The organism is Nocardioides nitrophenolicus (assembly GCF_016907515.1).
Classification (GTDB): domain Bacteria; phylum Actinomycetota; class Actinomycetes; order Propionibacteriales; family Nocardioidaceae; genus Nocardioides; species Nocardioides nitrophenolicus.
The window spans coordinates 1,643,815-1,658,039 of record NZ_JAFBBY010000001.1; the positions used below are offsets into that span (position 1 = coordinate 1,643,815).

11 protein-coding genes are annotated in these 14,225 nt (G+C 74.2%); 4 read left to right on the forward strand and 7 right to left on the reverse strand.

All coding sequences use genetic code 11. From position 1 onward, the window contains the following. Positions 1 to 12 precede the first annotated feature (12 nt). Positions 13 to 1,407: an FAD/NAD(P)-binding protein gene (locus JOD66_RS08180; RefSeq protein ID WP_239545137.1), complete on the reverse strand. Its 1,395-nt coding sequence runs from the start codon at positions 1,405 to 1,407 to the stop codon at positions 13 to 15. 70 nt (positions 1,408 to 1,477) lie between these two features. Beyond that, complete coding sequence (locus tag JOD66_RS08185; RefSeq protein ID WP_204836396.1) at positions 1,478 to 2,830, reverse strand: dipeptidase; 1,353 nt, start codon at positions 2,828 to 2,830, stop codon at positions 1,478 to 1,480. 30 nt (positions 2,831 to 2,860) lie between these two features. Here JOD66_RS08185 and JOD66_RS08190 point away from each other — a divergent pair, with 30 nt between their 5' ends. Continuing rightward, complete coding sequence (locus JOD66_RS08190; protein ID WP_204836397.1) at positions 2,861 to 3,400, forward strand: SecDF P1 head subdomain-containing protein; 540 nt, start codon at positions 2,861 to 2,863, stop codon at positions 3,398 to 3,400. 11 nt (positions 3,401 to 3,411) lie between these two features. Here the strand turns inward: JOD66_RS08190 and JOD66_RS08195 are convergent, their stop codons facing one another. Both JOD66_RS08195 and JOD66_RS08200 read right to left on the reverse strand, forming a co-directional pair. Continuing rightward, positions 3,412 to 3,771: a sterol carrier family protein gene (locus JOD66_RS08195; protein ID WP_204836398.1), complete on the reverse strand. Its 360-nt coding sequence runs from the start codon at positions 3,769 to 3,771 to the stop codon at positions 3,412 to 3,414. Between the two features lie 164 nt (positions 3,772 to 3,935). Next, the gene (locus tag JOD66_RS08200) at positions 3,936 to 4,499 is read right to left on the reverse strand and encodes a helix-turn-helix domain-containing protein (RefSeq protein WP_204836399.1); all 564 of its coding nucleotides are present in this window, start codon (positions 4,497 to 4,499) and stop codon (positions 3,936 to 3,938) included. Between the two features lie 67 nt (positions 4,500 to 4,566). On the opposite strand from JOD66_RS08200, the gene JOD66_RS08205 reads away from it, so the two are divergent. Together JOD66_RS08205 and JOD66_RS08210 are read left to right on the forward strand one after the other, a co-directional pair. Then, positions 4,567 to 5,832: an MFS transporter gene (locus tag JOD66_RS08205; protein ID WP_204836400.1), complete on the forward strand. Its 1,266-nt coding sequence runs from the start codon at positions 4,567 to 4,569 to the stop codon at positions 5,830 to 5,832. 23 nt (positions 5,833 to 5,855) lie between these two features. Then, positions 5,856 to 6,905, forward strand: a complete 1,050-nt coding sequence (locus JOD66_RS08210; protein ID WP_204836401.1) for a hypothetical protein — start codon at positions 5,856 to 5,858, stop codon at positions 6,903 to 6,905. Positions 6,906 to 6,965: 60 nt separating this feature from the next. Here the strand turns inward: JOD66_RS08210 and purL are convergent, their stop codons facing one another. Continuing rightward, complete coding sequence (gene purL / locus JOD66_RS08215) at positions 6,966 to 9,239, reverse strand: phosphoribosylformylglycinamidine synthase subunit PurL (RefSeq protein ID WP_204836402.1); 2,274 nt, start codon at positions 9,237 to 9,239, stop codon at positions 6,966 to 6,968. Positions 9,240 to 9,446: 207 nt separating this feature from the next. After that, positions 9,447 to 11,276: a serine/threonine-protein kinase gene (locus JOD66_RS08220; RefSeq protein WP_204836403.1), complete on the reverse strand. Its 1,830-nt coding sequence runs from the start codon at positions 11,274 to 11,276 to the stop codon at positions 9,447 to 9,449. A gap of 120 nt (positions 11,277 to 11,396) precedes the next feature. Between JOD66_RS08220 and JOD66_RS08225 the strand changes: the two genes are divergently transcribed. Continuing rightward, entirely contained in the window at positions 11,397 to 12,578 is a 1,182-nt protein-coding gene (locus JOD66_RS08225; protein ID WP_204836404.1) for a glycoside hydrolase domain-containing protein, read from the forward strand. Between the two features lie 10 nt (positions 12,579 to 12,588). Here the strand turns inward: JOD66_RS08225 and JOD66_RS08230 are convergent, their stop codons facing one another. Beyond that, positions 12,589 to 14,130, reverse strand: coding sequence for a PucR family transcriptional regulator (locus JOD66_RS08230; RefSeq protein ID WP_204836405.1), 1,542 nt, complete (start codon positions 14,128 to 14,130; stop codon positions 12,589 to 12,591). Between the last annotated feature and the right edge of the window lie 95 nt (positions 14,131 to 14,225).

The window sequence follows — 14,225 nt, forward strand, 5'->3', positions numbered from 1 at the left end:
GCCGCCGATCCCTCAGTTCACGACGACGGGACGAGACGTGCGCTCCAGCACGGCGGCGGCGACCTGCGCGGCCTGCCCGCGGATCTCGGGGATCGCCGTCGACTCCCACAGCGTGCCCTTGCGCGGCGGACCGACGACGAACAGGCCGTCGACGACCCGGCCGTCGGCGCTCACGACCCCGCCGTCGGGGGTGCTGTCGATGCCGAGCGCGAGCGGGTCGGGAGCCACCGTCCCGCGCGCGACCAGGGCCTTGAGCAGGGGGTCGGTGCTCCGGCGTACGTCGGCGAGGGGGCCGGTGCAGTTGACGACGGCGTCGACCTCGATCGGCGCCTGACCGGGGGCGGTGGTCACCCGACAGCGCTCGCCGAGGTCCTCCACGGCGTGCAGGCTCCCGGCCTGGACGGCCAGCCGGCCGTCGTACCGGTAGGACTGGAGGCGCAGCGCCACCTCGGGGGCCATCCGGTGCCGGCGTACCTCCCAGTCGCGGGCGTGGACCTCGAGGAACCGGCGGCGCTCGGCCACCGACAGCCGCCGCCACAGCTCCTGGGTGAGCGGCCGGAGCCCGTCGACGACCGCACGCCAGCCGACGCCGCGCTCACCCGCCGCCCGGCACTCGTCGGCGACCGCGGCGGCGATGTCGTCGGCCGTGACGGCATCGTCGGGGACCTTGGTGACCCACGCGGTGTGCGCCTGGCCGACATGGGGCTTGGGCAGCAGGCCGTTGCGGCTGACCAGGGTGACGTGGCGCTCCGGGCCGTCCTCGAGCAGCGTGATGGCGGTGTCGATGCCGGTCAGGCCGGTGCCGACGACGATCACCCGGGCGTCCGCCGGCAGGGTGCGCAGCCGGGCCAGCTCCCACGGGTTGGCGACATGCCACGGCGCGTCGGGGAAGGCGACGCCGGCGGCGGTGGCCAGCGGCCGGGGCGGCTGGTTGCCGTGGCACAGCACCACCGCGTCGGCGTTCGACGTCGACCGCTCGGTGACCACCTCGAAGCCGGTGGCCGTCGGGACGACGTCGAGGACGCGGCCCGCGCGGATCCGGAGCCGGTCGTCGGCGACGTCGGCGAGCCGGTCCTGGAGGTAGATCGCGTAGTCGGCCCGCGGCAGGAAGCCCTGTGGGTCGTTGCTCCGCCCGGTCCGCAGCGCCCAGTCGAGCAGGTCGGACGGCGCGTCCGGGAAGGCGCTCATGTGGCGGGCCCGGACGTTGAGCAGGTGGCGCTGGTCGTTGGTGCCGTAGGCGATGCCGCGCCCGACGATGCCGCTGGCCTCGTGGACCACGACCTCCAGGCCCGGGTCGTCGGAGCGGACCAGCAGGTTGATCGCCGTGAGCACCCCGCTCGCACCACCGCCGATCACCGCCACCCGGGTACGCGTGCGGGGGGTCGTCGGGGTGCTCGTCGCCGTCATGCGAGTTAGTCTAGCGGATCGCTAGACTTTCCTGGGAATATCGGCCGCCCGCGCCCCGCCCCGAGCGACCTCAGCCACCGAGGTTGCGCAGCAGCAGCGCCTCGGCGAGCAGCACCCGCTCGAACTCGGCGAGGTGCAGGCCCTCGTTGGGGCCGTGGGCCCGGGTGTCGGGGTCCTCGACGCCGGTGACCAGCACCGCGGCCTGGGGGAAGGTCTCGAGGAACTCCGCGATGAACGGGATCGAGCCGCCGACGCCCATGTCGACCGGCTCGGTGCCGTCCCAGGCCTCGGTGAAGGCCGCCCGCGCGGCGTCGTACGCCGGGCCGGTGACGTCGAGCGCGATCGGCTCGCCGGTGTCGACCACCTCGATCGCGAGCTGGGCGCCCCACGGGACGTGCGCCTCGAGGTGGGCCTTCAGGCAGGCGAGGGCGTTCTCGGAGGTCTCGCCGGGGGCGGTGCGCAGGGCGAGGCGGGCCCGGGCCGACGGGATGAGCGTGTTGGAGGAGCCGTCGACCTTGGGTGCGTCGAGGCCGATCACCGACAGCGCCGGCTGGGTCCACAGTCGCTCGACGGCCGGACCGTTGCCGACCCACTGGACGCCCTCGGCGACACCGGACTCGGCGCGCAGCCGCTCCTCGGGGTAGTCGACGTCGGCGGCCGGACCGGAGTGGAGGCCGGCGACGGCGACCTGCCCGGCGTCGTCGTGGAGCGTCGCGATGAGCCGCGACAGGGTGATCAGGGCGTCGGGCACGAGACCGCCCCACATGCCCTGGTGGACGGCATGGGTGAGGGTGCGGACCTCGACGTTGACCCGGACCAGGCCGCGCAGGCTCGTGGTGAGCGCGGGGACGCCGATGTCCCAGTTGCCGGAGTCGGCGATCACGATGACGTCGGAGCGCAGCTCGTCGACGTACTTCTCGAGGAGCTGGGGCAGGGTCGCGCTGGCGACCTCCTCCTCGCCCTCGATGAACAGGCGCACGGTCACCGGCAGCTCGTCGCCGAGCATCCGCAGCGCCGCGACGTGGGTCATGATCCCCGCCTTGTCGTCGGCGGCACCGCGACCGTAGAGGCGGCCGTTGCGCTCGGTCGGCTCGTACGGCGCGCTGTCCCACTCGGCGTCGTCGTTCTCGGGCTGCACGTCGTGGTGGGCGTAGAGCAGCACCGTGGGCGCACCCTCGGGCCCCTTCTTCTCGCCGATCACGGCGGGCGGGGCGCCGTCGAAGGCGCGCACGATCTGGACGTCGACGCCCTCCGCGGCGAACAGGTCGGCGGTCGCCCGCGCGCTCACCTCGACCTGGTCGAGGCGGTCGGGGTCGGCGCTGACGGACTGGATGCGGACGAGGGCCTCGAGGTCCGATCGGACACCCGGGAGGAGCTCGGCGAGGCGCGTGCGCAGGTCGGTGGTGGAGACGGGTCCGGTCATGCCCGCCAATCTATGGGGCAGGATCGAGGCATGGCACTTTCTCGGGCCTTCACAGCCATGACCATCGCCGCGACGCTCGCCCTCGGGGCGGCCGGATGCGGGAACGACGACGTCGCGCGCGACGACCGCCCCGCGAACGACGCCAGGGCCGGGGGCGCCCCGCCGGCCGATCCGGTGCAGTTCCGCCGGGTGCTGGCGATGACCGAGGACACCTCCCCCGACCCGGTCCAGCCCGACCCGGCGGCCGAGGCCGTGGCCTGCGCCCCGGAGGCCGGCTACCGGCTGGCGCCGGCGGAGATCGTCGGCGGGGTCGAGGACGCCGAGGTGCAGCAGGGCCAGGGCAGGCCCGCCTGGTCGATCATGATCGAGCTCGACGACGACGCGGCCGCGACCTTCGCCGACCTCACCCGCGAGCTGAACGGCACCGGTCAGCAGCTCGCGGTGGTGCTCGGCGGCCGGGTGCTCACCGCGCCCGTCATCCAGGCCGTGATCACCGACGGTCGGGTGTCGATCGCGGGCGACTTCACCCGCGACGAGGCGGAGTCGCTGGCCGACGCCCTGGAGGGGTGAGGCCGGGCGGCCTACCCCAGCGGCAGGTACGGCGTCAGGTCGGTCCGCTCCCCGCTGGCCTGCACCCGCGCGCCCTCGACGGCGTCGGTCCACGCCAGCCGGCCGGTGGCGAGCGCGATCCAGGTGGCCGCGTCGGTCTCGACGACGGCGGGCGGGGTGCCGCGGGTGTGGCGCACGCCCTCGATCACCTGGACCGCGGCGTACGGCGGCACCCGGACCTCGACCGAGCGCCCCGGGGCGAGGGTCTCGAGCAGGGCCAGGAAGTGCTTGGTGAGCAGCCGCAGGTCGGTGCGCTCCGCCTCCCCCGCGTCGAGGCGGGACAGGGCCGCGGCGACCTCCGCGGCGGGGGCGGGCTTGAGGCGGGCGGGCATGGCTAGGTCGTGTCTCCCCTGTCTCGGTGGACGACCGGGTCGTCCAGTGCGTGCGATGGCAAGGCGCCGGCGCGAAGGCATGCCGGGCGCACGTCGAGCGTCGGCAACGCCGCCAGCGTGCGTGCTGGGCGGCCCGGGCGCCGCCAGGACAGGGGAGACACGACCTACTCGTCGTCCTCGGGATAGGGCTGGATGATCTGGAACACGGAGTAGGTCTCCCGGCCCTCCCCGGGCCCGTGGGCACGGCCGGCGTCGCGGCGCCGCTCCACGACGGCCATGAGCTCCTCCATCAGCTCGCGGGCCTCGTCGGGGCTCAGCAGCAGGGACCACTCGGAGACGCTGCGGCCCGGGTTCTCGGTGCCGCCGAGGGCGAGCGCGCGCTCGACCAGGTGGCGGCCGTGGGCGACCGCGCTGCGCTGGAAGACGGCGTACGCCGCGCGGCCGCCGGGCTGCGCGAGCATGTCGGCGGGCCGGAACCGGATCCCGTCGGGATCGACCAGCCGCCAGACCCGGTCGCGCCGGTCGCGCGCGGCCTCGGGGTCCTCCTCGACCAGGCCGTACTTGGCGAGCTGGCGCAGGTGGAAGCTGGCCTGGTTGGCCGGGATGTCGATCAGCCGGGCGATGTCGGCGGCCCGCAGCGAGCCGGCGGCGGAGAGCTCGTGGAGCACCCGGTTGCGGGTGGGGTGCGCGATCGCGCGGAGGATCCGCGGGTCGTCGTACATCACCATGCGAACAGCCTAGGAGACCCCGCAGGAATCATTGCGCAACACATATTGCGCAACATATGGTGCGGGAATGTCGAGCTACCGGTCGCTGGCACGCAACCACGACTTCACCGCGCTCTGGATCGGCGCCACCGTCTCCGAGCTCGGCACCCGGATCACGACCTTCGCGCTGCCGCTGGTCGCCTACGCGCTGAGCGGGTCGGCGCTGTGGGCCGCCGCCGCGGAGGCGGCGTACCTGGTCGGGATGGTGGCGATGCTGCTGCCGGCCGGGGTGCTCGCCGACCGCATACACCGGCTCCGGCTGATGCGGCTCTCCCTCGGCTCCGGCGCCCTGCTCCACGCGTCACTGGTCGTGGCGGGCGTGTCCGGCCGGCTGACCTTCCCCCACCTGCTGGCCGTCGCCGTCGCCAGCGGCCTGGTCGCCGGCCTGTTCCTCCCGGCGGAGAGCTCGGCGATCCGCCGGGTCGTCAGCCGCGACGAGCTGCCGACGGCGCTCAGCCAGCAGCAGGCGCGCCAGCACATCGCCAGCCTGCTCGGCGGCCCGCTCGGCGGCGCCCTGTACGGCGTCGCCCGGTGGGCGCCGTTCGCCGCCGACGCCCTGACCTGTGCGCTCGGCTGGGCACTGCTCGGCCGGGTGCGCACCGACCTCTCCCCCGAACCGCGAGCGGACGCCGCGCGCAGCCGGCCGGCACGCGAGCTCACCGAGGGAGTCCGGTTCCTGTGGGCGCACCCCTTCCTGCGGATCGTGCTGTGCTGGTCGCCGGCCGCCAACCTCGCGGTCAACGCGCTCTTCTTCGTCGCACTGCTGCGGCTCGTCGAGGCCGGCTTCCCGGCCTGGCAGATCGGGCTCGCCGAGGCCGCGGTCGGCGGCTTCGGCATCCTGGGCGCACTGGCCGCACCGGTCCTCATCGAGCGGTTCCCGACCGGGCCGCTCGTCGTCCTCGTCGCCTGGAGCTTCGTGCCGCTCGCCGTCCCCCTCGCGCTGTGGAACCACCCCGGCGCGCTCGCGCTCGCCTCCTCCGTCGGCATGTTCCTCAACCCCGCCGGCAACGCCGCGCTGGGGTCCTACCGGATCGCGATCACGCCGCCCGAGCTGATCGGCCGGATGCAGGCGACCATGCAGGCGGTGTCGATGCTGACCATCCCCGTCGCCCCCGCGCTGGCCGGCGCCCTGTTGACCCTGGTCGGCGGCCGCGACGCCGTGCTCGCGCTCGCCGTCCTGACCGCGGTCGTCGCCCTCGTCCCGACCCTGGCGCGCTCGGTGCGGGCCGTCCCCCGGCCCGCCGAGTGGACAACCCTCACCACTCCAGTTCGCCGTCCTGCCCCCGCGGCGTGACCCCGGACACCACAATGGGGGCCATGCTCCCCCCACGTCGTCGCACCGTGGCCGCGCTCGGCCTGCTCCTGCTCGCCCCCGCCCTCGCCGCCTGCGGGGGTGACAGCGGCATCGAGGTCGGCAACATCGTGCCGGCCGCCGACGACGCGCAGTTCGCCGGGCACGGCACCGAGTCCGAGGTGGCGCTGCCGATCGGCCGGCTCGAGATCACCGCGGCCGAGCCGGTCACCACCATCGCGGCCGACGACACCCTTCAGGTCGCGAAGGTCGAGGCGCCCGAGGGCAGCGCCTTCGTGCCGATCACCTGGCAGTACGACGCCGCCACCTTCGGCGCCCTCGACGGCTACCTCAGCACCGACACCAGCCCGGTGATCGACCTCGTCGCCGACGGGGCGCCGTACCGCATCCCCGCTCCGCCCCGCTCCGGCGAGGGCTCCGAGTCGTTCTACGTGCTGGTGTCCGGCAGTGGCCGCGACCTCCGGCTCGACGTCGGCTTCGACGGCGTCACCCAGCACGTCGACCTGGCCACCGGCGAGGTCGACCAGGGCCGCGCCGCACCGCTCTACGACGCCGCCAAGCCGCGCACCAAGCGCTTCCCGTGCTCCCCCGACGTCACCTTCGACCGCACCACCCTGCGCGCCCCCGACTTCACCTGCACCGTCACCCGACCCGTCGACCTGCCGTACGCCGGCGACGCCTGGGCCGCCGACGGCCACACCTGGCGCATCGTGACCGTCCGCACCACCCTGAGCCGCTGGACCGAGGTGTCCGCCGACCTGAAGTCCGGCGCCGTCTACTACGCCGACGACGTGCAGAGCAGCTACCGCCTCGGCGACGCCGCGGCCGCCCAGGTCATCCAGGACCCGAAGCACACCGTGTGCCCCGACGCGACCAAGGCCGGCGCCTGCACCTCCGAGTTCCACGTCGTGTTCGACGTCGCGGACGAGGGCAAGGCGTCACGGACGCTGAGGATCGAGCAGGGGTTCGCGCTGCGCCTCGCCACGGCGTACGGCGGGGGCGAGGTGAAGGACACGCTGGACGTGACGGTCACGGCGCAGGCGCGGCTGAAGTAGCTGGGCTTGTCGAAGTTGCGGGGTTGGTGCGCCGGCGCGCCAACCCGAAGCCCCGCCCGATCACCCCAACGCAGCAGGCAGCGTCCCCGTCCACGCCTCACGCAGCTCCCCGAGCGGCACCTCGAACTGCCCCTCGACCGCGAGCACGTCGCCGCCGGTGGTGCCGAGCTCGGTGAGCGGCACGTCGTGGCGGGCGCAGAGCGCGCGCAGCTCCTCGACGTCCTCGGCGGCGACGGTGATGAGCGCGCGGGCGGCGGACTCGGCGAACAGGCCGACGAAGGCGTCGCCGTAGAGCGCGACCCGGGCGCCGATGCCGGAGACCAGGGCCGCCTCGGCGAGGGCCTGGGCGAGGCCGCCGTCGGAGAGGTCGTGGGCGCTGGTGGCGACGCCGACGAGGTCCTTGAGCAGGCGGGCGAGGGCACGCTCGGCGTGCAGGTCGACGGCGGGCGGGCGTCCACCGAGGTGGCCGTGGACGACGTGGGCCCACTCGGAGCCGGAGAGCTCCTCCCGGGTGGCGCCGAGCAGCACGATCCGCTCGCCCTCGGCCCGGAAGGACGACGGGGTGCGGCGGCGTACGTCGTCGATGACGCCGAGCACGGCGACGACGGGCGTGGGCAGGATCGCGGTCTCGCCGGTCTGGTTGTAGAGGCTGACGTTGCCGCCGGTGACCGGGATGCCGAGCTCGGCGCAGGCGTCCTTGAGGCCGCGGCAGGCCTCGGCGAACTGCCACATCACGGCGGGGTCCTCGGGCGAGCCGAAGTTGAGGCAGTCGCTGACGGCGAGCGGGAGCGCGCCGCCGGTGGCGACATTGCGGTAGGCCTCGGCGAGCGCGAGCTGGGCGCCGGCGTACGGGTCGAGCTTGGCGAAGCGGCCGTTGCAGTCGGTGGCGACGGAGACGCCGAGGTGGGTCTCCTCGTCGACGCGGACCATGCCCGAGTCGGCCGGCTGGGCGAGGACGGTGTTGCCCTGGACGTAGCGGTCGTACTGGTCGGTGATCCACGACTTGTCGCACAGGTTGGGGCTGGCGACCAGCTGGAGCAGGGTGGCGCGCAGCTCGTCGCCGGTCGCCGGGCGGGCGAGCGCCTCGGCGCCGTCGGCCTGGAGCGCGTCCTGCCAGTCGGGGCGGGCGTAGGGCCGCTCGTAGGTCGGCCCGTCGTGCGCCACCGACCGCGGGGGTACGTCGACGACGGTCTCGCCGTGCCAGGTGATCTCGAGCCGGCCGCTGTCGGTGACCTCGCCGATGTCGACGGCCTCGACGTCCCACTTGGCGCAGATCCCGAGGAAGGCCGCGACGTCGCCGGGCTCGACGACGGCCATCATCCGCTCCTGGCTTTCGCTCATCAGGATCTCCTCCGGCGAGAGCGTCGAGTCGCGCAGCGGGACCCGGTCGAGCTCGCAGCGCATCCCGCCGTCACCGGCCGACGCCAGCTCGGAGGTCGCGCAGGACAGGCCGGCGCCGCCGAGGTCCTGGATGCCGGCGACCACGCCGGCCTGGAACAGCTCGAGGGTGCACTCGATGAGCAGCTTCTCCATGAACGGGTCGCCGACCTGGACGCTCGGCCGCTTGGCCGGGCCGTCGGCGTCGAAGGTCTCGGAGGCGAGCACCGACACGCCACCGATGCCGTCGCCGCCGGTGCGGGCGCCGTAGAGGATGACGCGGTTGCCGGTGCCGGACGCCTTGGCGAGGTGGAGGTCCTCGTGGCGCAGCACGCCGACGCACAGGGCGTTGACGAGCGGGTTGCCGAGGTAGGTCTCGTCGAAGACCGCCTCGCCGCCGATGTTGGGCAGGCCCAGGCAGTTGCCGTAGCCGCCGACGCCCGCGACGATCCCGGGCAGGACGCGGTGGGTGTCGTCGGCGTCGAGCGGGCCGAACCGCAGCGGGTCCATCACCGCGACCGGGCGGGCGCCCATCGCGATGATGTCGCGGACGATGCCGCCGACGCCGGTCGCGGCGCCCTGGTAGGGCTCGACGTACGACGGGTGGTTGTGGCTCTCGACCTTGAAGCTGACGGCGTAGCCCTGGCCGATGTCGATCACGCCGGCGTTCTCGCCGATGCCGGCCAGCATCGGGCCGATCGGCGTCTCCTGCGCGAGCTCGCCGAACTGCTTGAGGTGCACCTTCGACGACTTGTAGGAGCAGTGCTCGCTCCACATCACCGAGTACATCGCCAGCTCCGCGCCGGTGGGCCGGCGGCCGAGGATGTCGCGGATCCGCTGGTACTCGTCGGCCTTCAGGCCGAGCTCGGCCCAGGGCTGCTCGCGGTCGGGGTCACCGGCCGCCACGGCCACGGTGTCGAGTGTCGAACGGGCGGGTGCGGAAGCGGTGTCGGCCACGGCCCCAAGGGTATCGGGGACCGGGCCGATCGCCTGCTTCGGCTCAGAGATCGCGCGGATAGGTGACGTCGTCGCGAGCGTCGCGAGACGCGTGCGATGGCAAGGCGGCGGAGCGAAGACGTGCTTGGCCGCCCATCGAGCGACGCCAACGCAGCCAGCGTGCGTGTGTCGCGGCGCGTAGCAGGCGTCACCTATCCGCGCGATCTCTCAGTCCCGTGGGATGGCCGCCACGTCCTCGACGGGTCGCAGGTCGAGGTCGCGGAGGACCCGGCGGGCGGCGGCCTGGGTGTCGGCGTAGATCGTCACGGAGTACGGCGCCCGCTCGTCGTCGTACCAGAGGGCGAGCTTGGTCTCCCACTCCTCTCCCTCGGCCTTGGTCAGCTCGACCCAGGCGGCGTCGAGTCCGTCGCCGACGCCGGTGACCGGGGTGACGACCTGGCCGCGGTAGTTGGCGTCCATCACCGCCGCGTCCTCCCATTGCGTGTAGTGCACGGACGAGTCGTCGTCGTGGCACCAGCGCGTCCGGACCCGGGTCGCCTTGGGCACCCGGGGCGAACAGCCCGCGGCCGTGGGGAAGGCTGCGACCAGCGCGTCGGGCTCGGCGGCGACCCGGGCGACGACCTGCTCGCCCGTCGGCAGGTCGAGCGCCTCGAGCGCGTCGAGCACCGCCTGGTCGCTGTCGGCGCAGACGGTGACGGAGTACGGCGCCGCGCGGTCGGCGTACCAGAGGGCGAGCTTGCGCCGACAGTACCCACGGTCGACGTCGGCGAGCTCGACCCAGGCGGCGTCGAGGTCGGAGCGGTAGGAGTGCTGCCGGACGGCCCGGTCCCGGTAGTTGGCGTCCATCCCCTCCCAGCCGCGCCACTGCGCGTAGTACACCGACGAGGTCGCGCCGAGGCACCACCGGGCGCGCACCCTGGTCGACTTCGGGTCGGGCACCACCGCACAGTCGGCCGCGCGCGGGAAGGCGGCGAGCAGTGGGTCCGGCGTCGGATCGCCGCCCACGTCCACCGTCGACGGACCGGACGACGCGTCGGCCGGCGGGTCGGCGTCGGCGGCGGGGTCGGAGCGGGTGAGCAGCCAGCCGAGGCCGGCCGCGACCAGGACGAGGGCGAGCGCGGCCACCCCGGCCAGGAGCGGGCGGCGCGAGCGCGAGCCGGAGCCGGACGGGAGCGGCGGCGGGGGCGGGGCGAGCAGGGTGTGCTCGACCGGGCCGAGCGGGACGGCGTCGAGGGCGGCGACCAGCTCGGCCGTCGTACCGAAGCGGGCGGCGGGGTCCTTCGCCATCGCGACGGCGAGCACCTCGTTGATCGCCCGCGCCTCGCGGGTGGCCGACGGCAGCTGCGGCACCGGGCCCTGGAGATGCCCGAGCAGGACCTGGCCGGTGACCCCCTCGTACGGCGCCCGGGCGGTCAGCGCCGCCCAGAGCAGGCAGCCGAGCGCATAGATGTCGGAGGCGACGCTCGCCTCCGAGCCCTGGTGGCGCTCGGGGGCCATGTAGCCGGGCGTGCCGACCGCGCCGGTGGTGGCGAGCTGGTCGAGGTCGGCGACCGCCGCGATGCCGAAGTCGCACAGCACGGGCCGGAGCCCGCCGTCGGGGCGCGGCGCGATGAGGACGTTGGACGGCTTGATGTCACGGTGCAGGATCCCGACGTCGTGGGCGGCGCCGAGGCCGACGGCCAGGTCGCGGACCAGGGCGACGGCGTCCTCCGCGGGCAGCGGGCCGCGGCTGCGCAGCAGCTGGTTGAGGTCGCCGTCGCGCACCAGCTCGGTCGCGATGAAGAGCGCCCCCTCCTCCTCGCCGGCGTCGAAGACCCGCACGACGTACGGCGAGTCCAGCCGCGCGAGCGCCTTCGCCTCCCGCAGGAACCGGGCCCGGTAGCCGGCGTCGTCGGCGAGATGCGGCGCGAGCACCTTGAGCGCGACCGGCCGGTCCAGGTCGCGGTGGACGGCGGCCAGCACCACACCCATCCCGCCGCGGCCGAGGTGTCCGGTCACGTCGTACCGACCGAAGGAGTCACCCGGTTGCAGCGCCACCCCGCAACCGTAAGCGAATTACAGATCTGTAGTTCATCGCCACCTCTGTTACTCGTGTGAATGTTGTGGTTATCGTGACTCGGCCTTGACCCACCGACCCCTCTTCCCCTGGAGTCCGAGATGCCTTCCCGGCCCGTCCGCGTCCCCCGCCGCCGCTTCCATCTGCCCCTGCTCGGGACCGGGACGGGGGTCCTCGTCGTCCTGCTCGCGCTCGTGCTCGCCCCGCTGGGCGGCACGCCCACGGCCACGACCACCGACGCGCCCGTGGACCTGGCGGCGAAGTCGACGAACCCGGTGACGCCGGGCAACTTCATCGGCCTCGGCTTCGACCAGTGCGAGACCCAGTCGCAGAAGAACATGGACACCTGGCTCGAGCACTCCCCTTTCCGGGCGGTCGGCGTCTACATCTCCGGCGCCTCGCGCTTCTGCAAGACCCAGAAGAACCTGACCCCCGAGTGGGTCGCCACCCAGCTCGCCAAGGGCTGGCGGATCCTGCCGATCACGCTCGGCCCCCAGTCGAGCTGCGTCGGCCGGTTCCCGCGCTACGGCGCCGCCATCGACCCGACGATCGTCAACGACACCGCCAACGCGTACGCCGCCGCGCGGGCCCAGGGCTCCGCCGAGGCCGACAGCGCCGTCGCGGCCGCGACCGCGCTCGGCATCGTGCCCGGCAGCACCCTGTGGTACGACCTCGAGGGCTGGGGGCTGAGCAAGGGCAACCAGCACTGCACCGAGCCGGCCCTGGCGTTCATGAGCGCGTGGACCGCGCGGGTGCGCCAGCTGGGCTACGTCTCGGGCGTCTACTCCAGCGCGGGCTCCGGCATCAAGATCCTCGACGACGCCCGCCTGCAGGGCCGCGCCGACGTGACCCTGCCCGACCGGATCTGGATCGCCCGGTGGGACAACGTCGCGAACACCTCGACCAGCTACATCGCCGAGGACGGCTGGCGGCCGGGCCACCGGGTGAAGCAGTACCAGGGCGGCCACAACGAGACCTGGGGCGGCGTGACGATCAACATCGACCGCAACTGGCTCGAGCTCGGCGACGTGGCCGGCTACGGCTGCGGCGGCGTCAAGGTGAGCCTGAAGACGTACAAGAAGATCACCCCCCGCAAGGCCAAGCCGCGCCAGGTCCGCGCGCTGAAGTGCCTGCTGCAGGGCAAGGGGCTCTACCCGGGCAAGATGTCGAAGAAGTACAACAAGAAGCTGCGGGCGGGCATCCACGCCTGGCAGGCGCAGGCCGGGCAGAAGGTCAAGGACAGCTGGACCAAGAAGAACTGGGCTTCCCTGCTCGGCGGGTGAGGCCCACGGGTCAGCCGCCGAACCCGACCTGCGGATCGAGCCCGGTCCGCATCCGCCAGCCGAGCAGCGCGATGCCGAGGCCGGTGCGGTGGTCGGGCTCGTCCAGGGAGACGCCGAGCAGCCGCTCGATCCGGGCCAGCCGGTCGTAGAGCGACTGCCGGCGGATCCCCAGCAGGTCGGCGGTGCGGGCCTTGGAGAGCGAGCAGGCGAGATAGGCGTCCAGGGTGCGCAGCAGCTCGCTGCGGTGCTCGCGGTCGTGGTCGACGAGCGGCCCGATCTGCTCGCGGACGAAGGCCCGCATCACCGCCGGGTCGACGGCCGAGGTGACCAGGCGGTGCGCGGCCACGTCGCGCTCCATCACCACGCCCTCGCGCCGGCCGTAGCGGCGGGCGGTGCGCAGCACCTGCCGGGCCCGGCCGACCGCCGCGGCCAGGTCGCCGGGATCGGCGACCGGGGTCGCGGCCGCGACCAGCACCCGCCCCGGCAGCCGGGCGGCCAGCCGCTCGCGGGCCGCCACCAGCTCGTCGCGGACCTGGGCCGGCACCGGTCGTCGGCCACCGCGGTGCACCACCACGACCTGCCCGCCGCTCACCCCGACCAGCACCGCCGGATCTCCACGCTCGTCCTCGTGGAAGGCCGCCTCGGTGGCGGCCACCGCATCGGTCAGCGGTACGGCGGCGTCCACCTCGACCGCCGCGACCACCAGGTGCCGGCCCTCCTGGGGCGGCCAGCCGAGCGCGGCCAGCCGGCGCAGCACGTCGGCCCGGGCGACCACCACCCCCGCCACCAGGTCGGAGACCAGCGACTGCGCGGGACCCGGCCGGTGCCCGGCCCCGCTCCCCCGGCCCACCTCGAGGGCGACGGCGTGCGCGGCGACCTCCGCGAGCCGGAGCCGGTCCGGGCTCTCCTCGCCGAGCAGCCGGAGCATGCCGACCGGGCCGGACGCGCCCCGGACCGGGGTGGCGACCCCCGCCTCCGCGGACACCGACGCGATCCGGCTCCGCTCGACGGTCTGGCCGTCGGGGTCGCGCAGCTCGACGGCACAGCCGGCCAGCCGGGACACCTCGTCGAGCAGCGCGCGCAGGCCGCGGCCCTCGATGACGACCTGGGTCAGCGCCCGCCACCCGGCGTCCCCGGCGTCCCCGCCCGCGGCGACCCGGCGCCGCACCAAGAGCTCGTGGAAGTCCTCGACCATCCGCTCGAAGGGCACCATCGTGGGGAACGCCAGCAGCGCCAGCCCACGCCGGTGGGCGGCGGCCAGGATCGGCTCGGGCACGGCGAAGAAGGTCCGGCCCAGCTCCAGGGCCAGGGCGGCCACGCCCGCGTCGGCCAGCTGGTCGACGTACGACGCGAGGTGGTCGGCGGTGCGCCCGTGCAGGCCGAGCCCGGTGGTCAGCAGCACCTCGCCGCCCGCGAGCAGGGCGCCCATCTCGAACACCTCCGAGGAGTGCACCCAGCGCACCTGGACCCGCTCGACGTCCCCGACCAGCACCTCGGTGTTGGCAGCCCGGAACGACGGGAGGGCCAGCACCTCGGCGAGAGTTGCTCCCATCAGGACATTCCGTCCGCAGAATCGGCGCTCATGGTGGACAGTATGTCCCTTGTCGCCGGTCGCCGCCTCTGGTGATGTGAGCCCCGACACACCGA

What these genes read in the sequence shown, in the direction of transcription:
- JOD66_RS08180 (WP_239545137.1), bottom strand. Translation starts at nt 1,407, where the DNA reads ATGACGGCGACGAGCACCCCGACGACCCCCCGCACGCGTACCCGGGTG.
- JOD66_RS08185 (WP_204836396.1), bottom strand. Translation starts at nt 2,830, where the DNA reads ATGACCGGACCCGTCTCCACCACCGACCTGCGCACGCGCCTCGCCGAG.
- JOD66_RS08190 (WP_204836397.1), top strand. Translation starts at nt 2,861, where the DNA reads ATGGCACTTTCTCGGGCCTTCACAGCCATGACCATCGCCGCGACGCTC.
- JOD66_RS08195 (WP_204836398.1), bottom strand. Translation starts at nt 3,771, where the DNA reads ATGCCCGCCCGCCTCAAGCCCGCCCCCGCCGCGGAGGTCGCCGCGGCC.
- JOD66_RS08200 (WP_204836399.1), bottom strand. Translation starts at nt 4,499, where the DNA reads ATGGTGATGTACGACGACCCGCGGATCCTCCGCGCGATCGCGCACCCC.
- JOD66_RS08205 (WP_204836400.1), top strand. Translation starts at nt 4,567, where the DNA reads ATGTCGAGCTACCGGTCGCTGGCACGCAACCACGACTTCACCGCGCTC.
- JOD66_RS08210 (WP_204836401.1), top strand. Translation starts at nt 5,856, where the DNA reads ATGCTCCCCCCACGTCGTCGCACCGTGGCCGCGCTCGGCCTGCTCCTG.
- JOD66_RS08225 (WP_204836404.1), top strand. Translation starts at nt 11,397, where the DNA reads ATGCCTTCCCGGCCCGTCCGCGTCCCCCGCCGCCGCTTCCATCTGCCC.
- JOD66_RS08230 (WP_204836405.1), bottom strand. Translation starts at nt 14,130, where the DNA reads ATGGGAGCAACTCTCGCCGAGGTGCTGGCCCTCCCGTCGTTCCGGGCT.